General features: G+C 67.8%; 18 protein-coding genes. 14 read left to right on the forward strand and 4 right to left on the reverse strand.

Features of this window, described 5'->3' with window-relative positions; genetic code table 11:
* Positions 1-15 precede the first annotated feature (15 nt).
* The 6 genes from trmD to GFK26_RS14470 all read left to right on the forward strand — a co-directional run bounded on the left by trmD (position 16) and on the right by GFK26_RS14470 (position 5,324).
* The gene (gene trmD, locus GFK26_RS14445; RefSeq protein WP_153282548.1) at positions 16-762 is read left to right on the forward strand and encodes a tRNA (guanosine(37)-N1)-methyltransferase TrmD; all 747 of its coding nucleotides are present in this window, start codon (positions 16-18) and stop codon (positions 760-762) included.
* Positions 763-871: 109 nt separating this feature from the next.
* A complete protein-coding gene (gene rplS, locus GFK26_RS14450) occupies positions 872-1,255 on the forward strand; it encodes a 50S ribosomal protein L19 (RefSeq protein WP_056572437.1) in 384 nt (127 codons plus the stop codon).
* Between the two features lie 127 nt (positions 1,256-1,382).
* Positions 1,383-2,126: a CoA pyrophosphatase gene (locus GFK26_RS14455; protein ID WP_153282549.1), complete on the forward strand. Its 744-nt coding sequence runs from the start codon at positions 1,383-1,385 to the stop codon at positions 2,124-2,126.
* 58 nt (positions 2,127-2,184) lie between these two features.
* The gene (locus GFK26_RS14460) at positions 2,185-3,186 is read left to right on the forward strand and encodes a CobD/CbiB family protein (protein WP_153282550.1); all 1,002 of its coding nucleotides are present in this window, start codon (positions 2,185-2,187) and stop codon (positions 3,184-3,186) included.
* 4 nt (positions 3,187-3,190) lie between these two features.
* Positions 3,191-4,276 carry a histidinol-phosphate transaminase gene (gene hisC / locus GFK26_RS14465; RefSeq protein WP_153282551.1) on the forward strand — a complete coding sequence of 362 codons (1,086 nt, stop codon included), beginning with the start codon at positions 3,191-3,193 and terminating at the stop codon, positions 4,274-4,276.
* 22 nt (positions 4,277-4,298) lie between these two features.
* Positions 4,299-5,324 (forward strand): hypothetical protein, encoded by a 1,026-nt coding sequence (locus GFK26_RS14470; RefSeq protein WP_153282552.1) that lies wholly within the window; start codon positions 4,299-4,301, stop codon positions 5,322-5,324.
* Positions 5,325-5,349: 25 nt separating this feature from the next.
* Here GFK26_RS14470 and rsgA read toward each other — a convergent pair whose 3' ends face one another.
* Genes rsgA through GFK26_RS14485 form a run of 3 tightly spaced genes read right to left on the reverse strand, consistent with a single transcriptional unit; the run spans position 5,350 to position 7,975 of the window.
* Entirely contained in the window at positions 5,350-6,309 is a 960-nt protein-coding gene (gene rsgA / locus GFK26_RS14475) for a ribosome small subunit-dependent GTPase A (protein WP_099791770.1), read from the reverse strand.
* A gap of 12 nt (positions 6,310-6,321) precedes the next feature.
* Positions 6,322-6,672 carry a 4a-hydroxytetrahydrobiopterin dehydratase gene (locus tag GFK26_RS14480; protein ID WP_095746391.1) on the reverse strand — a complete coding sequence of 117 codons (351 nt, stop codon included), beginning with the start codon at positions 6,670-6,672 and terminating at the stop codon, positions 6,322-6,324.
* Positions 6,673-6,709: 37 nt separating this feature from the next.
* Positions 6,710-7,975 carry a M48 family metallopeptidase gene (locus GFK26_RS14485; protein ID WP_153285970.1) on the reverse strand — a complete coding sequence of 422 codons (1,266 nt, stop codon included), beginning with the start codon at positions 7,973-7,975 and terminating at the stop codon, positions 6,710-6,712.
* A 62-nt stretch (positions 7,976-8,037) separates the two neighbouring features.
* Between GFK26_RS14485 and orn the strand changes: the two genes are divergently transcribed.
* The 6 genes from orn (at position 8,038) to GFK26_RS14515 (ending at position 14,788) form a co-directional block, all read left to right on the forward strand.
* Positions 8,038-8,634, forward strand: coding sequence for an oligoribonuclease (gene orn, locus GFK26_RS14490; protein WP_070062329.1), 597 nt, complete (start codon positions 8,038-8,040; stop codon positions 8,632-8,634).
* A gap of 250 nt (positions 8,635-8,884) precedes the next feature.
* Positions 8,885-10,831 (forward strand): DEAD/DEAH box helicase, encoded by a 1,947-nt coding sequence (locus tag GFK26_RS14495; protein WP_194274079.1) that lies wholly within the window; start codon positions 8,885-8,887, stop codon positions 10,829-10,831.
* 214 nt (positions 10,832-11,045) lie between these two features.
* Positions 11,046-12,119 (forward strand): NAD/NADP-dependent octopine/nopaline dehydrogenase family protein, encoded by a 1,074-nt coding sequence (locus tag GFK26_RS14500; RefSeq protein WP_101489331.1) that lies wholly within the window; start codon positions 11,046-11,048, stop codon positions 12,117-12,119.
* Entirely contained in the window at positions 12,109-13,113 is a 1,005-nt protein-coding gene (locus tag GFK26_RS14505; protein WP_153282554.1) for a 3-hydroxybutyryl-CoA dehydrogenase, read from the forward strand. Before GFK26_RS14500 ends, GFK26_RS14505 begins: the two co-directional genes overlap by 11 nt.
* Positions 13,110-13,913 (forward strand): alpha/beta fold hydrolase, encoded by an 804-nt coding sequence (locus tag GFK26_RS14510; protein ID WP_153282555.1) that lies wholly within the window; start codon positions 13,110-13,112, stop codon positions 13,911-13,913. The genes GFK26_RS14505 and GFK26_RS14510 overlap by 4 nt, the downstream gene beginning before the upstream one ends.
* A complete protein-coding gene (locus tag GFK26_RS14515) occupies positions 13,910-14,788 on the forward strand; it encodes a quinone oxidoreductase family protein (protein WP_153282556.1) in 879 nt (292 codons plus the stop codon). Before GFK26_RS14510 ends, GFK26_RS14515 begins: the two co-directional genes overlap by 4 nt.
* On the opposite strand, the gene GFK26_RS14520 is transcribed toward GFK26_RS14515, so the two are convergent.
* Complete coding sequence (locus tag GFK26_RS14520; protein ID WP_153282557.1) at positions 14,785-15,261, reverse strand: MarR family winged helix-turn-helix transcriptional regulator; 477 nt, start codon at positions 15,259-15,261, stop codon at positions 14,785-14,787. The genes GFK26_RS14515 and GFK26_RS14520 overlap by 4 nt on opposite strands.
* A gap of 144 nt (positions 15,262-15,405) precedes the next feature.
* On the opposite strand from GFK26_RS14520, the gene GFK26_RS14525 reads away from it, so the two are divergent.
* Together GFK26_RS14525 and GFK26_RS14530 are read left to right on the forward strand one after the other, a co-directional pair.
* Positions 15,406-17,598 (forward strand): indolepyruvate ferredoxin oxidoreductase subunit alpha, encoded by a 2,193-nt coding sequence (locus GFK26_RS14525; RefSeq protein WP_153282558.1) that lies wholly within the window; start codon positions 15,406-15,408, stop codon positions 17,596-17,598.
* Positions 17,599-17,602: 4 nt separating this feature from the next.
* Entirely contained in the window at positions 17,603-19,108 is a 1,506-nt protein-coding gene (locus GFK26_RS14530; RefSeq protein WP_099791751.1) for an indolepyruvate oxidoreductase subunit beta family protein, read from the forward strand.
* The last annotated feature ends 19 nt before the right edge of the window (positions 19,109-19,127 follow it).

Genomic DNA, 19,127 nt, shown 5'->3' on the forward strand with positions numbered 1-19,127 from the left:
CCGGGCCGCGCGCGCATGCGCTTCGACGTCCTCACGCTTTTTCCCGAACTGTTGGCGCCCTTCGTGGCCAGCGGCGTGACGCGTCGCGCCTACGAATCGAAGCAGGTCGAGGTCGTGCTGTGGAACCCGCGCGATTTCGCGCAGGGCAACTACAAGCGCGTCGACGACCGCCCCTTCGGCGGCGGTCCCGGCATGGTGATGATGGCCGAGCCCCTGACGGCGTGCCTCGATGCCGCGCTGGCGGCACGCGGCGCACCGGCGCCGGTGGTGTTGTTCTCGCCCATCGGCGAGGCGCTGCGCCATGAGGCGGTCGAGCGTTGGTCGGCGAGCGAGGGGGCGGTGCTGGTCTGTGGCCGCTACGAGGGCATCGACCAGCGCTTCATCGATGCGCGCGTCACGCACCAGATCAGCCTCGGCGACTTCGTGCTGTCCGGTGGCGAGATCGCGGCGATGGCGTTGCTCGACGCCGTGGCCCGGCTGCAACCCGGCGTGCTGGGCGACGAGGCCAGCCACGTGCAGGACAGCTTCAATCCGGCGCTCGACGGCCTGCTCGACTGCCCGCACTACACGCGGCCCGAGCAGTGGAACGGGCAGGGCGTACCGGCGCCGCTGCTCTCGGGCCACCATGCGCAGATCGAGCGCTGGCGGCGCGACCAGCGCCTGGCCATCACGGCCGCGCGGCGCCCCGAACTGATCGAGGCCGCCCGGACCGCCGGCAAGCTGAACAAGGCCGATGAGGCCGCGCTGAAAAAAAAGCTATAATCCGCGGTTCCCCGATCCTCTGTCCGGCCGCGCCCGGTTTCCTGGCGGTTCTTCCGCCAAAGCCACGGCGCCTTTAGTGCAGCCCGAAACGATCGATATCCAGGAAATCATGAACCTCATCCAGACCCTCGAGCAGGAAGAAATTTCCCGTCTCGGCAAGACCATTCCCGATTTCATGCCCGGTGACACGGTCATCGTCAGCGTGAACGTCGTCGAAGGCAGCCGCAAGCGCGTGCAGGCCTACGAAGGCGTCGTGATCGCCAAGCGCAACCGTGGCCTCAACAGCGGCTTCACCGTGCGCAAGATCTCCAGCGGCGAAGGCGTGGAGCGTACGTTCCAGACCTACAGCCCGCTGATCGCCGGCATCGAAGTCAAGCGCCGCGGCGACGTGCGCCGTGCCAAGCTGTACTACCTGCGCGAGCGCAGCGGTCGTTCGGCACGCATCAAGGAAAAGCTGCCGGGCAAGTCGCAGAAGGCTGCGTCGGCCGCTTAATCAGCCGTCGTCCTTTCTGCTCAAAAAGCCGCCGTTATGGCGGCTTTTTGCGTTGGCGCCGCGCTTTCAAGACAGCTTTTCATTTTTACGCTCTACTCACTTCATCCGTCACAGGCCGCTTCCTCTCTTGACCTCTTCCACTTCCGCCCCCACGCCCTCTGCCGTCGTCGAACCCGTCAATGCCGTGGTGCCGCCCGCGTTGCTGCAGATCGACCCGCGCCAGGTGCCCTTCGTGGACGGAAGCGACGGTCTGCCGGCGGTGGCGCCGGCGCAGTTGGCGGCAACGGCCTTGCGTGCGCGCTTTGCCTCGCCGCCCGTGTGGACGCCCGAGCTGCGCCGCGAGCCTCGCATGAGCGACCGGGTGCCGGCCCAGGCCGCGGTGCTGGTGCCAATCGTGCAGCGCCCCCAGGGCGCGACCGTGCTGCTCACCGAGCGCACCACGCACCTGTCGACCCATTCGGGGCAGGTCGCGTTTCCCGGCGGGCGCGTCGATCCTGAAGACGCCAACATCCAGGCCGCCGCATTGCGCGAAGCCTGGGAAGAAGTGGGCCTGTCGGCGCAGTTCATCGAAGTGCTCGGCTCCCTGCCGACCTACACGACCGTCACCTCGTTCGTCGTGACCCCGGTGGTCGCGCTGGTGCAGCCCGACTTCGTGCTGGAGATCAATCCCTTCGAGGTGGCCGAGGCCTTCGAGGTGCCGCTGGCCTGGCTCATGGACCCGGCCAATCACCGCCGCCACGCCGTCAGCGCCACCGATGGTGTCCGTCGCACGTGGTACTCGATGCCGTACGTCGACGGCCCCCACGAACGCTTCGTCTGGGGTGCCACGGCGGGCATGCTGCGCAACCTCTATCGCTTCCTGGCTGCCTGAACCTGATGGGGCGCAACCTGGGGCCAAAACCTTCAGGTGCTCTCGCTATCATCGAAGGATGAGCTTCTTTGCCATCCTGTGCGCGTTGCTGATCGAGCAGGTGCGGCCCCTGGGTCCGCACAACCCCGTGTACGGCGGCGTTCTGGCGTGGACGCGCTGGACCAGTCGCAACTTCGATGCGGGCAAACCGCACCACGGATGGATCGCCTGGGGGCTCGCAGTGTTCGTGCCCACGCTGCTGTCGCTGGGCGTGCACTGGCTGCTGGTGCTCACGCTGGGCCTGCCGTTCGCCGTGCTGTGGAGCGTCGCGGTGCTCTACATGACCCTCGGCTTTCGCCAGTTCAGCCACCATTTCACCGACATCCGTGACGCGCTCGACGAGGGCGACGAGCCGCTCGCACGCTCGCTGCTGGCGCACTGGCAGGGCGTCGATGCCGCCGAGCTGCCGCGCAGCGAAATCGTGCGCCATGTGATCGAGCATTCGGTCATTGCGGCGCACCGCCATGTCTTCGGCGTGCTGGCCTGGTTCTCGGTGCTCGCCGCCCTGGGCCTCGGGCCGGCGGGCGCGGTGTTCTATCGCATGAGCGAGTTCGTCGCGCGCTACTGGGCCCACAAGAACGGCGCGCCCGTGCAGCCTTCGAGCGTGGCGGTGCAGGACGCAGCCGAGCGCGCCTGGCATGCCGTCGACTGGCTGCCCGCGCGCATCACCGCGCTCGGCTTTGCCGTGGTCGGCAGCTTCGAAGAGGCGATCGATTGCTGGCGCAACGACGCACGGCGATTCCCCAACGAGAACGACGGCGTGATCCTCGCGGCCACGTCCGGCGCCGTCAACGTGCGCCTGGGCGGCGGCTCGTTGAGTCCGATCCCGGTGGCCGATCCGCTGTCGCGCGCGCAGGCGGGCGAGTCGCCGGGCGTCGGGCGGCGCCTCGACAGTGGCAGCACGCCGGGCCGCGAGCCCGAACCCGGCCATCTGCGCAGCGTGGTCGGCCTCGTCTGGCGATCGGTCGTGATGTGGATGGTGCTGCTGGCCTTGCTCACGCTCGCGCGGCTGCTGGGCTGAGCCCATGACCACGCCGCCCGCACCGGCCTTCTGGAGCCCGCGCATCGGCGCGCTCGAACCCTACGTGCCCGGCGAGCAGCCGCGCATCGCCAACCTCGTCAAGCTCAACACCAACGAGAACCCGTACCCGCCGTCGCCGAGCGCCATTGCGGCGATCCAGCGCGCGGCCGCCGACGGCCTCGAGCGCTACCCCGACCCCACCTCGCTCGCGCTGCGCGAAGCCGTGGCGCGCCGCCACGGTCTGCAGGTCAATGAAGTGTTCGCGGGCAATGGCTCGGACGAAGTGCTCGCGCACGCGTTCTTCGCCTTCTTCCAGCAGGCCGAGCCGCTGCTGATGCCCGACGTGAGCTACAGCTTCTACAAGGTCTATGCCCAGCTCTACGGCATCGCCTGCGAGCAGCTGCCGGTGGATGATGGCCTGCGCATCGACATCGATGCGTTCGCGGCGCGTGCGCGCCAAGGCTGCGGCGGCGTCGTCATCGCCAACCCGAACGCGCCGACCGGCATCGGCCAGCCGCTGGCGCGCATCGAGCGGCTCCTGGCTGCGCGTCCCGATCGCGTGGTGCTCGTCGACGAGGCGTATGTCGATTTCGGCGGCGAGAGCGCGCTCTCGCTCATCGGCCGTTATCCGAACCTGCTCGTGGTGCAGACCCTGTCCAAGTCGCGTTCGCTGGCCGGCCTGCGGGTTGGCTTCGCCTGCGGGCAGGCACACCTGATCAATGCGCTCGTGCGGGTCAAGGACAGCTTCAATTCCTACCCGATCGACCGACTGGCCTCCGCGGGCGCCGTGGCCTCGCTCGAGGACGAGGCATGGTTTCGCAAGACGCGCGACCAGGTCGTCGACACGCGCGAAGGCCTGAGCCTGCAGCTCGAAGACCTCGGCTTCGAGGTGCTGCCGTCGCAGGCCAACTTCGTGTTCGCACGGCATCCGCAACGCGATGCGGCCGAGCTGGCCGCCTTGTTGCGCGAGCGTGCCGTGCTGGTGCGGCATTTCAAGCAGCCACGCATCGCGCAGTACCTGCGCATCAGCATCGGCACGCGGGACCAGTGCAGCGCGCTCGTGCAGTGCCTGCAGGACATCCTTGCCTGAAACCCTGAGAGAAAGCTTGTCGATGTCGACCCTTCATGCCGACCCGCGCGCCGTTGCCTGCGCATCGTTCTGGCAGGCCTTGAGCGACAAGCTCGAGAGCCTGCAGTCCTTGTCCGGCCACGCGCTCGTGGGCGAACTGAATGCGCTGCTGCAGCCCTTCTTTCCGAACCTGGCGGCCGAAGTGCTGGGCGATCCGCCGGCCTTCACGCTCGTGCTGACAGCACACGGCGCCGAAGACGATTTCGAGGATCTCATGGCGCTGGTGCACAGCGCGCCACCGTTGCCGCAGGTCACGGTGGAGGCCTTCCGGCAGCGCATGCGCGAAGGTTTCAGCATGCGCATGAACGACTTCGAGCTGGCCTGCTCGGATGTTCTGGTGAAGCACGAGCCCTACAGGGGGCGGGTGGCGCTGGAGCTCGGCTTTGCCAAGCCCATTCCGATGGACATGCAGGACCACGCGCGCCACATGAGTCTGATCATGCTCGACCACATCCTGGGCGAGTACGACTTCGCGGTGAAGGTCGGTCCGGTCGATCATGTCGAGGCCGATGCGCAAGCGGATTTCGATGGTGTGCCGCTCGATGAGTTCGTGCCTCTGTTCGACGCATGCTGGCGCGAGGATCTGGGCCACACGGGCGTGTTTCCTGCGGGCGAGCATGGCTGGTCCGGCCTGACCGCCACGCGCACCGCCGACGATGGCAGCGAGGTCAAGGCGGTCGTGATGCGAAACGATGCCGCGACTGCGCTGCTGGGGCGCGCCGACCTGGGACATCGGCTCTCGGCCGCCGTCCCCGTCGAATCGGGCGAAGAACTGGACGAGGCCCGTGTCTACGAAGACCGGCTGACCGCGCTGCTGCAGACGCACGGCGAAGGCTGCTGCACGCACATCGTGCTGGAGGAGGGCGTTCGCACCGTTCACTTCCATGTGGCCGATCCGCAGGTGGCCATTGCGCATGCGCAATCGGTTCAGGACGCGTTGGAATTGCCGGTGACGCTGGCCCTTGCCTTCGACCCGACCTGGAAGTCGTACCGCACCTGGCTGGCCTGAGCGCAGCCGGCTCCGCGGTGCGTCGTCAGTAGCGCGTCTGGCTCAGCTCGGCGAACAGCTCGCCGTAGATCCTGTAGCGCGACGCGCTGATCGGGCCGGGTTGCGTCGGCGTTTCGACGTTCGAGATCACGCCGCAGCCGGGTTCGTGCAGGTGGGTGCAGTTGTAGAACTTGCAGTCGCCCGTGTGCTCGGCGATGTCGGGCATGAGGCCGGCGAGCTGCATCGGCTCGATGTGGTTCAGGCCGAATTCCTGGAAGCCCGGCGAGTCGATGAGGCCGGTGGTGCGGGCCTCGTCGATCCAGTACCAGGTGGTGCTCGTGGTCGTGTGCTTGCCCGAATTGAGCGCCTGCGAAATCTCTTGCGTCAGCACGCTCGCACCGGGCACCAGCAGGTTGGTGAGCGTGCTCTTGCCCGAGCCGGACGGGCCGAGCACCAGGGTCGACTTGCCCGCCAGCAGCTTCATCAACGACGCGTAGTCGGTTTCGCCCGAGGCCTTGAGCGACAGCGGCAGCACGCCGTGGTGCATGCGGCGGTAGGGCGCCAGCTTGTTCCAGGCGCGCGCAAAGGGTTCGACGAGGTCGCTCTTGTTGAGTGCAATGATGGGCGTGATGCGTTGGGCCTCGGCCGCGATCAGCGCGCGTGCCAGCTGGTGTTCGGAGAACTCCGGTTCGGCCGCGATCAGGATCAGCACATGGTCGAGGTTGGCCGCGAACGACTTGGTGCGGATCTCGTCCTGACGGTAGAAGAGGTTGCGGCGCGGCAGCACCTCTTCGATGGTGCCTTCGTCTTCGGTGGCCTGCCAGCGCACGCGGTCACCGACCACGGCCTGGCTCTTCTTGCCGCGCGGATGGCAGATCAGCCGCTCGCCCGTGGGCGTTTCGACGAGGCAGTGACGCCCGTGGCTGGCGACGACGAGGCCGTCGTGGTGCGCCTTCCCCGTGTTGTGTGCTGCGGGAGTGAAGGCGGCGCGGCCCGGCTTAGCCACAGGCGTGTGTCCTCATGCGGCGGGGCTCGCAACCAGTGCGTCGGCCTGCCGAGCGCAATCGAAATCGGTGATCGAGAGGCCGTTCACGTCGTGCGTGTTGAAGCGCACCACGCAGCGGTTGTAGTGCACCGACAGGTCGGGGTGGTGGTCTTGCGTGTGGGCCACCATGGCCAGCGCGTTCACGAAGGCGATGGTCTCGAAGTAGTTCGCGAAGGTGAAGGTTTTCTCGATCGCGACATCGGCGCCGTCGCCGGTGAGCTTCCAGCCGTCGAGCTGGGCCAGGCCCGAGACGATCTCGGTGGCGCTCAGGGCCTTGCGGGGCGGGAGATTTTTCCAGTCCTTGGGTTTGAACATGCTGCTCATGGTGCGCTTCGAAGAAGAAAGAAATGGAAGGGGTCGATCACGCTGCGGTCATGCGCGCAAGGCGCTCGGAGGCGGGCGGGTGGGAGTAGTAGAACTTGACGAACACCGGGTCGGGCGTGAGCGTCGATGCGTTGTCCTGGTAGAGCTTGAGCAGGGCGGCCGACAGGTCGGCGCCGCTGGTCTGCGCCACGGCGTAGGCGTCGGCCTCGAACTCGTGCTTGCGCGACAGGCGCGCCGGCAGCGGGGCGACGAAGAAGCTGAACACCGGCACGGCCAGCATGAACAGCAGCAGCGCCAGCGCGTTGTTGGGCGCGGCCGGCGACAGGTTGGGCTGCACGCCCAGGCCGGCGTAGAACCAGACCTGGGTCGAGACCCAGCCCAGCAACGCGAAGCCGGCAAGGCTCAGCGCGAACATCGCGACCAGCCGCTTCACGATGTGGCGGTGCTTGAAGTGGCCGAGTTCGTGTGCGAGCACGGCCTCGACTTCACCCGCGTTGAGCTGGCGCAGCAGCGTGTCGTAGAACACCACGCGCTTGCTGGCGCCAAAGCCCGTGAAGTAGGCGTTGGCGTGCGCGCTGCGCGTGCTGCCGTCCATCACGAAGAGGCCCTTGGCCGCGAAGCCGCAGCGCTTCATGAGCGCGGTGACGCGCGCCTTGAGCGTGGGGTCGTCCAGTGGCTTGAACTTGTTGAACAACGGCGCGATGAAGGTCGGGTAGATCAGCATCAGCAGCAGGTTGAAGCCCATCCACGCGGCCCAGGCCCAGAGCCACCAGAGCGTGCCGGCCGCGCCCATGAGCCACAGGATGAGTGCCGCAATCGGCAGCCCGATCAGCGCGCCAAGCAGCGTCGACTTGAGGGTGTCGGTGAGCCAGAGCTTCCAGGTCATCTTGTTGAAGCCGAAGCGCTCTTCGAGCCGGAAGGTCTGCCAGAGCGTGAACGGCAGTTCCAGCAGGCCGCCGATGAGCGCAAAGGCCGCCAGCAGCGCCAGTTGCTGCAGCATGCCGCCGCCCAGCCACACCAGCAGCAGCTTGTTCAGCATGTCGAGCCCGCCGAGCAGCGTCCAGCCCAGCAGCAGGGCCGCGCCCCACGCCATCTCGATGAGCCCGAAGCGCGCCTTGGCGATGGTGTAGTCGGCCGCCTTCTGGTGCGCGGCCAGCGTGATGGTCTGCGCGAAGGCGGCCGGCACGGCGCCGCGATGGCGCGCCACGTGGCGCACTTGGCGCGTGGCCAGCCAGAACTTCACGAGCAGGCCCGCAACGAGCGCCACCGCGAAGGCAAGGGTGAAGATGAGCGAATAAGACATCATGAAGCGGCGAGTTTAGTCCCCGGTATATCGGGGTGCAGGCCTTCGACGACAATCCTGCGATGCCCGAATCCCTTGACCCGACGCCCCCCGCAGCCGCCCCCACCCTGAAGAAAAGCGACCAGAACCTGGTCTGGCTCGACTGCGAAATGAGCGGCCTCGACCCCGAGAAAGAGCGCCTGCTCGAGATCGCCGTGGTCGTCACCGGCCCCGACCTCACGCCCCGCATCGACGGCCCCGTGCTCGTCATTCACCAGAGCGACGCCGTGCTCGACGCCATGGACGCCTGGAACAAGGGCACCCACGGCCGCAGCGGCCTGATCGACAAGGTGAAAGCCTCCACGCTCGACGAAGCCGCGGCCGAGCAGCAGCTGCTCGAATTCATCGCCAAGTACATCCCCCGCAGCGGTTCGCCGATGTGCGGCAACACCATCGGGCAGGACCGGCGCTTCCTGGTCAAGTTCATGCCCAAGCTCGAGGCGTACTTCCACTACCGCAACCTCGACGTCAGCACCCTCAAGGAACTGGCCAAGCGCTGGAAGCCGGCCGCCTACACCGCCTTCAAGAAGCAGCAGGCGCACACCGCGCTGGCCGACGTGCACGAGTCCATCGAGGAGCTGGCGCACTATCGGGAAACCTTCCTGCGATTGGTGGATTGATAACGATTAGGTGAAAACCCGAAGCCGTGCCATAATCGCAGGCTTCGCTGATTTGAACGCGTCTTTGGACACAGATCAGCGTCTCTTGCATCTCCCTATCTTGCACACCGCGCCCGATCGCATCCGCTGATCAAAAAGGGCCGCAGCCTCCGACGAAAGCCGGAAGTTGAATGTCGTTGGATGGTTGATGTTTTTAACCACCAACGGGGCGCCGCCTACGGCAGCGCTCGCGTTTGAGATTGATATCTACATGACCGACGCTTTTGAAGCGCAGGGCGAACTCGCGCCTGTGCAATCCGCTACCCATAACGAATTCACCGCTGTCGCGGAAACCGTGTCCGAGGCTCCGATCCTCGACGCGCTCGACGCAGCCGCCCCCGAGATCGCTGCGGCCGAAGAACCCAGCCTGCCCAACGGCTTCATCCGCCTGGGCCTCGCACCCGAACTGATCGCCGCCGTGGCCGACCTGGGTTTCACCCAGCCCACGACCGTGCAAGACAAGGTGATCCCGCTTGCCATGGGCGGCGAAGCCGGCCAGGACGGCAAGGCCCGTTTTGTCGACCTGATGGTTTCCAGCCAGACCGGTTCGGGCAAGACCGCGGCCTTCCTGCTGCCCGTGCTGCACACGCTGCTCAAGCGCCAGGCCGAAGCCGAAGCCGAAGCCAAGGCCGAGTTCCAGCGCTTGGCCGCTGAAGCCGCTGCCCGCGGCGAAGCGCCGCTGAAGAAGCCCAAGCGCAAGGACCCGACCAACGCCCGTCATTTCAAGGCCGCCACCCCCGGCGCCCTGATCCTGTGCCCGACGCGCGAACTCGCGCAGCAGGTTGCACACGACGCCATCGAACTGGTTCGCCATTGCCGCGGCCTGCGCGTCGCCAACGTGGTGGGCGGCATGCCTTACCAGCTGCAGATCGCCAAGCTGCAGAACGCCGACCTCGTGGTCGCCACGCCGGGTCGCCTGCTCGACCTGCAGCGCTCGCAGCAGCTCAAGCTCGACCAGGTCAAGTTCCTGGTCGTCGACGAAGCCGACCGCATGCTCGACCTCGGCTTCTCCGATGACCTGGCCGAAGTCAACCAGCTCACCATCGAGCGCCAGCAGACGATGATGTTCAGCGCCACCTTCGCGCCGCGCATCCAGCAGCTGGCCCAGCGCGTCATGCGCGAGCCGCAGCGCATCACCATCGACAGCCCGCAAGAGAAGCACGCCAACATCAAGCAGTCGCTGTACTGGGCTGACAACAGCCAGCACAAGCGCAAGCTGCTCGACCATTGGCTGCGCGACACCAGCATCAACCAGGCGATCGTGTTCGCCAGCACGCAAGTCGAGTGCGACGGCCTCGCCAACGACCTGCAGCAAGAAGGCTTCAGTGCCGTCGCGCTGCACGGCGCCCTGAGCCAGGGCCTGCGCAACCGCCGCCTGATGGCACTGCGTCAAGGCCAGGTGCAGATCCTGGTGGCCACCGACGTTGCCGCCCGCGGCATCGACGTGCCGACCATCACCCACGTCTTCAACTTCGGCCTGCCGATGAAGGCCGAGGACTACACCCACCGCATCGGCCGCACCGGCCGTGCCGGCCGCGATGGCCTGGCCATCACGTTTGCCGAGTTCCGCGATCGTCGCAAGATCATGGACATCGAGCAGTACAGCCGCCAGCAGTTCAAGGCGGAAGTGGTTGCCGGTCTCGAGCCGCAACAGCGCATGCCGCAATCGCGTCCCCCGATGGGCGAGTACCGCGGTGGCCGCGGCGACAACCAGTCGCGTGACCGCAAGTTCGGCAACGGCGGTGCAGGCGGCGGCGGTGGCTACCGCGGCAACAACGGCGGCGGCTATGCCGGCGCCAGCGGTTTCAACGACCGCAACGCGCGCGGCCCGGCTCCGAGCCACGGTCACCAAGCCCCGCGCGGCTTCCAGCGCGGCGGCAACAACGCCGGCTTCGGCGGCGGTCGTGACGAAGGCGGCGGTGGTGGCGGCTACGGTCGCAAGCCGGGCTGGGGCGACAGCGCCCCGCGCGGTGGCCACGGCCATGGCGGCGGTCGCGGCGACGGTGGCTTCGCGCCCCGTGAAGGCTTTGCACCCCGTGAGGGCTTCGCGCCCCGCGAAGGTTTCGCACCGCGCGGCAACGGCGCCGGTCACGGTGGCCCGGGCAAGGTGTTCGTGCCCCGCGACGCGCAAAAGCGCGCGTTCAAGCCCAGCCGCTGATCGCCCCTGCAAGCGGCCCTGAAAAAGGCTGCTTCTCCCCAAAAGCCCGCGCTTCTCACGAACGCGGGCTTTTTCGTTGTCGGGTTTCCGAGCAGCCCGATCTGCACGAAGTTGGTTGACACCTGAATCGATGAAAAGTAATGTAATAGCGCATTGCTTCTCCCGGTCCGTTCGCGGCTGCCGGTTCATCGACACCTGTTCTCGACTTTCGATCATGAAAATTGCGATCCTTGGGGGTGGCCACGGCGCCTATGCGGCTGCTGCGGACCTGTCTGAAACCGGCCATGAAGTGCGCCTGTGGCGCCGCGACGCCGCCGCGCTTGAGCCCGTCGTGCAAGCCGGCGCGATCACGCTGAAAGACGCTGCCGGTGTGCGCGAGGTGCCCATCGCGCTGGCCACCGCCGACATCGGCGCGGCGCTGAAGGGCGCCGAGCTCATCGTCATTCCCACGCCCGCCATCGCCCAGCACGACATCGCGCTGGCCATGGCGCCGCACCTGGTCGACGGCCAGGTCGTGTTCCTGCCGCCGGGCACCTTCGGCAGCTACGTGATGGCGCAGGCGGTGAAGGCCGCCGGCAACCGCGCCGACGTGGCCTGGGCCGAAACCGGCACCTTGCCGTACCTTGCGCGCAAGCACGGCGAGCGCGAAGTCAACGTCACCATCCGCGCGATCCGCCTGCCGACCGGCGTGTACCCGGCGCGCAAGGAGGCGCAGGCCATCGAGGTGATCCGACGCGCCTATCCGGCCGTGCACGGCTGCGGCGATGCGCTCTCGGGCGCGCTGATGAACGCCGGCCCCGTCATCCATCCGCCGCTGATGGTGATGAACGCCGCGCCGCTGCAGCACTTCGAGCGCTGGGACATCCACAACGAAGGCACGCAGCGCGCCGTGCGCGACGTGACCGACCGGCTCGACCGTGAGCGCATGGCCGTGCGCGAGGCCTTCGGGCAGGGCGCGCCGCACTATCCGCTGGCCGACCACTACAACAACGACCAGTGGATGTACGGCGACGCGCACAAGCAACTCGTCAAGTCGGGCGACTGGCGCGAGAACATCGACCTGCACACGCACCGCTACATCACCGAAGACACCGAACTCGGCCTGGCCTTCCTGGCCTCGGCCGCGCGCCATGCGGGCGTCGATGCGCCTATTGCGCACGGCCTGCTGGCCATCGTCGGCGGCTTCCTCGGGCGCGACCTGCGCCAGGGCCCGCGCACCTTCGAAAGCCTGGGCCTGGCCAGCCTGAGCGCGACCCAGCTCAAGCAGAGGCTGCACGATGGCGAATGAGCCCGCGCCGCCGCGCTTTGCCGCCGTAGGCGCCGGCCGCATGGGCCGCGGCATCGCCATCGCGTTCGCCTATGCGGGCCATCGCATCGCGCTGATCGACCTGCGCCCGCGCACGCCCGAGGCCTGGCAGCGGCTGCGCGACGAGGCGCAAGCGGAAATTGCGGCGAGCCTCTCAGGCCTTGCGCAGCTCGGCGTGATCGACGCCTCGCAGGTCAAGCGCATCACCGCGCGCGTGGATTTCGTGAATGCAGCAGAAGCACCGCGCGCACTGGCCGCCGCCGAACTGGTGTTCGAAGGCGTGCCCGAAACCATGGACGCCAAGCGCGAGGCCTTCGAGCACCTCAACCGCCATTGCAGCGACGATGCGATCCTCACCTCGACCACCAGCAGCATCCTCGTGACGCAACTGGCCGCGCTGGTGCGTCGCCCCGAGCGCTTCCTGAACATGCACTGGCTCAATCCCGCGTACGTGATTCCCGTGGTCGAACTGAGCTGCCACCCCGGCACCGACGCCGGCGTGCTCGCACGCACGAAGGCACTGATGGAGGCCATCGGCAAGCTGCCCGTGGTCTGCGGCGCGTCGCCGGGCTACATCGTGCCGCGCCTGCAGGCGCTCGTGATGAACGAGGCGGCCCGCATGATCGAAGAAGGCGCTGCCACAGCGGAAGAAATCGACAAGGCCACGCGCTACGGCCTGGGACTGCGCTTCGCGGCACTCGGCGTGGTCGAGTTCATCGACTTCGGCGGCTGCGACATCCTGCATCACGCGAGCCGCGAGATGTCGGCCTCGCTCGATGCGGGGCGCTACACCGCACCGGCCATCGTCGGGCGCATGGTCGAGGAAGGGCGGCTGGGCCTCAAGTCCGGCAGCGGCTTCTACGACTACGCGGGCCGCGACACTGCCGCCTACCGGCGCGACGTGCTCTCGCGCACGCTCGGCGAACTCAAGCATGCGGGCCTGTGGCGCGCACCGGCCGACGAGACGCTGTCATGACGATCCGCCGCGCCTTCGCCGACCTGTCGGTGGGGCAGGTGCACCACGCCGTCTGCGGCGATGCGCAGGCGCCTGCAGTGCTGCTGCTGCACCAGTCGCCGCGCAGCTGGGCCGAATACCGCGAGGTGCTGCCGCTGATCGCCGGCGCGGGTTACCGCGCCATCGCGATGGACACGGCGGGCTTCGGCGATTCGGCCGACGGCGGTGTGCCCGCGAGCATTGCGCTGTGGGCGCGCGTCGCGTGCGAGCTGCTCGATGCACTTGGCGTTGCGCAGGCCCACGTGGTGGGGCATCACACCGGCGGCGTGATCGCGATCGAACTGGCCGCTGCGTTTCCCGAGCGCGTGCGCAGCCTCGTGCTCTCGTCCACGCCGTACACCGACGAGGTGTTTCGTCGCGCCCGCGCGCAGCGTCCGCCCATCGACGAAGTGGCGCCGAGTGACGACGGCAGCCACCTCGCCGCGCTGTGGCAGAAGCGACAAGCCTTCTATCCGCCGGGGCGCCCCGACCTGCTCGAGGCCTTCGTGCGCGATGCGATGAAGGTCGGCCACCGTGTCGAAGAAGGACACCGCGCCGTGGCCTCGTACCGCATGGAAGAGCGCATCAGCCGCGTGACGCAGCCGACGCTCATCGTGCGCGCCACGCTCGACCCTTTCGCGGCGCCGCATGCGGCGGAGTTGCAGCATCACCTGCCGCAGGCGCGCATCGTCGACATCGACGGCGGCATGGTGCCCTTGCCCGACCAGATGCCCGAGGCCTTCGCGCACACGGTGCTCGACTTTCTGGCGACGCGGCCATGAAGGCGGTTCGCATTCATGGCTTCGATGCGGTGCCGGTGCTCGAAGATGTGGCCGAGCCCGAGGCGCGATCCGGCCGCACCCTCGTGCGCATGCAGGCCGCCACCGTCGGCCACATCGATCGCACCGTGTGGCAAGGCCGCTTCCTGCGGCATCCGCCGTTGCCCTACACGCCGGGCGTGGAAGCCGCGGGCGTTGTCGTCGCGAGCGAGCGCTATGCAAAGGGACAACGCGTGTGGTTGCGTGGCAGCGGCTTGGGCACGCTGTTCGATGGCACGTGGTGCGAGCTGATCGATGCACCCGACGACGCACTCGGCGTGCTGCCCAATGCCGTGCCGATGACGCTCGGCGCGGCGTTCTTCTCACCCACCACGTCGGCGTGGGTCGCCTTGCATGACGTTGCCCGATTGCAGCCTGGAGAGCAAGTGCTGGTGACGGGTGCGAGTGGCGCCGTGGGTTCTCTCGTGATGCAGCTGGCACGCGATGCAGGCTGTACTGCAACTCCTCTCGATCCGAAGGCGCCGCCGCCTGAAGTCGCCAGCGCCGACCTGCTCATCGACACCGTTGGCGGCGACGTGCTCGCCACCGCCTTGCCTGCCGTGCGCCCCGGCGGTCGCGCCGTGCTGATCGGCTACACCGCCGGCCCGACGCTGCACCTGGACATCGCGCACTTCCTGCAGCGCGACGTGGCGCTGCTGCCGCTCAACATGTTCAGGCGCGAAGCCGCGGGCCGCGCAGCCGCTCCAGAGTTGCTTGCACGGCTGGCCGATGGCCGCCTGCACCTCGACGTGCAGCCCTTCGCGCTCACCGATGCAGCCCTCGCACTCGACTGGATTGCGCAACGTGGCCACCGCGGCCGCGCGGTGCTCGTGCCTTAGTCTTCGTCGGGTACTTCGACCGGCACGTGCACGTGCAGGTCGATCATCTGCCGCAGCGTCTGCTTGAGCTCTTCAGCGCGTCGCAGGCCGAAAGGCTCGAGCACGCGGCGCTCGTGCTCGCGCGCCAGTTCCATCAGATGCTCGACCGCCTGCAGTCCCGCGGGCGTGATGCGCACCAGCGTGATGCGCCGATCACTTTCATGGGGCAGGCGTTCGACCTGGCCGCGCGCTTCCATGCGGTCGAGCAGCCGCGTCACCGTCGGCTGCTTGGTCACCGTCACCTGCGCGAGCTGGCCGATGCTGACCGCATCGCTGCCCGCCAGCGACGCCATCACGCGCCACTCCGACACCGAAAAACCCTGCTGGCGCGCCACCTCGTGGAACTCCGAAGAGATCAGCTGGCTGGCCTGCGCCAGCAGCGCGGGCAGGTAGTCGTCGACGAAGCGATGCGTTTCCTTGAGCGGTTCAGACATGACGGTGCCTCCTGTTTGCCGCAGGCATGCGGATTGCATGGCTAGGGTAATTCATGATTGTGGATACATTCATTTCTAAACATTATAGGAACCGTGATGTGACCCCGGGGCCGCATCCTCCCACGAGAAAGAAGAAGGACATCCATGGCTGAGCGTTCGTTCGTCGAAGAAGTCAAGAAGCTGCGACTTACTGGTGGAGAAGTGTTCCGCGGCGAAGGCATTCTGGCCGTCACCAAGGCCCTGCTGGAGTCGGGCGTGTCGTATGTGGCGGGCTACCAAGGCGCTCCCATCTCGCATCTGATGGATGTGCTGGCCGATGCACAAGACATCCTGGCCGACCACGGCATCCGCTTCGAGAACAGCGCCAGCGAAGCCACTGCCGCTGCCACGCTGGCCGCTTCCGTCAACTACCCGCTGCGCGGCGCCGTCACCTTCAAGGCGACCGTGGGCACCAACGTGGCGTCCGATGCACTGGCCAACCTGGCCTCGGGCGGCGTTACCGGCGGCGCGCTCATCATCGTGGGCGAGGACTACGGCGAAGGCTCGTCGATCATGCAGGAGCGCAGCCATGCGTTTGCCATGAAGTCGCAGATCTGGCTGCTCGATCCGCGGCCCAACCTGCCGAGCATCGTCGATGCGGTGAAGACGGGCTTCGATCTCTCGGAGGCCAGCAACACGCCCGTGATGCTGCAGCTGCGCATCCGCGCCTGTCACGTGCACGGCCACTTCATCGCGGGTGACAACAAGCGCGCCAAGTTCACGCTGAAAGAGGCGCTGGAGAACCCGCAGCGCGACGTCAGCCGCATCGTGCTGCCGCCCGCGAGCTTCGTGCACGAACAAGAGAAGGTGAAAGACCGCTGGCCCGCCGCCGTGCGCTTCATCGAGGAGCGCCAGCTCAACGAGTTCTTCTCCGAAGACGCCGACGACATCGGCATCATCGTGCAGGGCGGCAGCTACAACACGCTGCTGCGTGCGCTCGAACGCCTGGGCCTGGCCGACGTGTACGGCGAGACCCGCGTGCCGCTGTACGTGATGAACGTGGCCTACCCCGTCATCGAGAGCGAAGTGATCCGCTTCTGCGAAGGCAAGCGCGCCGTGCTCATCGTGGAAGAAGGCCAGCCCAACTTCGTCGAGCAGAACCTCGCCACCATCCTGCGCCAGGCCGGCTCCACCACCGCGCTGCACGGCAAGGACATGCTGCCCGTGGCCGGCGAATACACGACGCTCGAACTGCTCAAGGGCACGCGCACCTTCTGCGAGCGCTACGAACGCCTCGCGCCGCTGCCCGTGCCCGCACCGGTGCGCAAGGTGATTCCGCTGAAGGAAGTGGCCGCCATCGGTGTTGACGATGCACCCGAGCCCGCGCAGTTGGCGAGCGCGCTCGGCGACGTGGTGCATTCGCGTCCGCCGGGCTTTTGCACCGGCTGCCCCGAGCGCCCGATCTTCAGTGCGATGAAGCTGGTCGAACGCGAACTCGGTGCGCACCACGTGAGCGCCGACATCGGCTGCCACCTGTTCTCGATTCTTCCGCCCTTCAACATCGGCAACACGACCATGGGTTACGGCCTCGGCGGCGCGGGCGCCTCGGCATTGAACGCACCGGCCGGCAAGCGCGCGATCTCGATGATGGGCGACGGCGGCTTCTGGCACAACGGCCTGACGAGCGGCGTGGCCAACGCGGTCTTCAACAAGAGCGACAACCTCACCATCATCGTCGACAACAACTACACCTCGGCCACGGGCGGGCAGGACATCCTCTCGTCGACCGCCGTCAACAAGACGCGCAGCACCGGCCACGAAATCGAGCGCGCCGTGCGCGGTGTGGGTGTCGAATGGGTGAAGACGATCCGCCGCACCTACGACGTCGCCGGCATGCGCGACGCGCTGAAAGACGCACTCACCACCACGAAGAAGGGCCCCAAGGTCCTCATCGCCCAGTCGGAGTGCATGCTCAACAAGCAGCGCCGTGAGAAGCCGCTGGTGCGCAAGGCCATCGCCGACGGCAAGCGCATGGTGCGCGACAAGTTCGGCGTCGATGCCGACACCTGCACCGGCGACCACTCGTGCATCCGCCTGTCGGGGTGCCCCTCGCTGTCGATCAAGCCCAACCCCGATCCGCTGCGCATCGACCCCGTCGCCACCGTGCTCGACAGCTGCGTGGGCTGCGGCAACTGCGGGGACGTGTCGCACGCCGCCGTGCTGTGCCCCTCGTTCTACAAGGCCCAGGTCGTGAGCAACCCGACCGCGTGGGACCGTTTCCGCCAGCGCGTGCGCAGCACCGTCATCGGCTGGATGCAGCGCGGCGACGCGCGCCGCCGTGACGCTTATGCCTTCTGACGCCATGACGAACACCGTTCAACCCATCAAGATCGCGATCCTCGCCATGGGCGGGGAGGGCGGCGGCGTGCTCGCCGACTGGATCGTCGACATGGGCGAGGCCAACGGCTACGTCGCCCAGACCACCTCCGTGCCGGGCGTGGCCCAGCGCACCGGCGCGACCATCTACTACGTCGAGCTGTACCCCGATGCGCAGGCGCACGCCGACGGCGGACGCCCCGTGCTCGCGCTGATGCCGCTGCCGGGCGATGTCGACGTGGTGCTCGCCTCCGAGCTCATGGAAGCCGGCCGCGCGGTGCAGCGCGGGCTGGTCACGCGCGACCGCACCACGCTCATCGCCTCCACGCATCGCGTCTTCTCCATCGCCGAAAAGAGCGCCATGGGTGACGGCCGTGTCGACAGCGACCAGCTGCTCGCCCACACCGCGCGCGCCGCCAAGCGCTTCATCCGCTTCGACATGGCGCAGGCCGCCGAAGCCTCGGGCAGCGTGATCAGCGCCGTGCTGTTCGGCACGCTCGCGGGCTCGGGCGTGCTGCCCTTCGGCCGCGCGCAGTTCGAAGCCACCATCGAGCGCGGCGGCGTGGGCGTGAAGCCCAGCCTCAAGGCCTTCGGTGCGGCATTCGATCGCGCACAGGACGGCGACGACGGCGAACCCGCCAAGGTGGCACCGGCCGCCACGCCCGCACCGCAGCCGCGCCACCCGGCCGTGCGCGCGCTGGTCGAACGCGTGCAGCGCGACTTTCCGCTGCCCGCGCAAGACTTCCTGCTCGAAGGCGTGCGCCGCCTCATCGACTACCAGGACCTGGCCTACGCCGGCCTCTACCTCGACCGCATGGCCGCTGTGGCCAAGCTGCCCGACGACGCCCATCGCCTGCTGCGCGAAACCGCGCGCCACCTCGCGCTGTGGATGTCCTACGAAGACACGGCCCGCGTCGCCGCCCTGAAGACCCGCGCGACCCGCTTCGAGCGCGTGCGCGGCGAGGCCGGCGTGCAGCCGGGCCAGGTGCTCGCCATCCACGAGTACATGCACCCGCGCCTGCAGGAAATCTGCGAGACGCTGCCCGGCGGCATCGGCCGCTGGCTCATGCACTCCACGCTGCCCAGGAAGATCGTCGAGCGCTTCACGCAGCACGGCCGCGTGATCCGCACCAGCTCGCTGCGCGGCTACCTGATGCTGCGCACCGTGGCCGCGATGAAGCGCTGGCGCCGCTCGACGATGCGCTACGCCGACGAAAACCGCCGCATCGAAGAGTGGCTGCAACGCATCGCCGCCACCGCCCAACGCAACCCCGCGCTCGCCGTCGAACTCGCCCAGTGCCAGCGCCTGGTCAAGGGCTACAGCGACACGCACGAGCGCGGCCTGCGCAACTACGACACCGTGATGCGCGCGTTCGAACGTGCGGGTGCCGCGCTGGCGCCCGCCACTTTGCGCGAACTGCGCGACGCCGCGCTCGCCGACGAACACGGCCACAAGCTGCAAGCCGCGCTGGCGCAGCACGCCCTGGCCTGAAGAGACGAAGGGAACCGCC

Origin of the sequence: Variovorax paradoxus (assembly GCF_009498455.1) — a bacterium.
GTDB classification, from domain to species: domain Bacteria; phylum Pseudomonadota; class Gammaproteobacteria; order Burkholderiales; family Burkholderiaceae_C; genus Variovorax; species Variovorax paradoxus_H.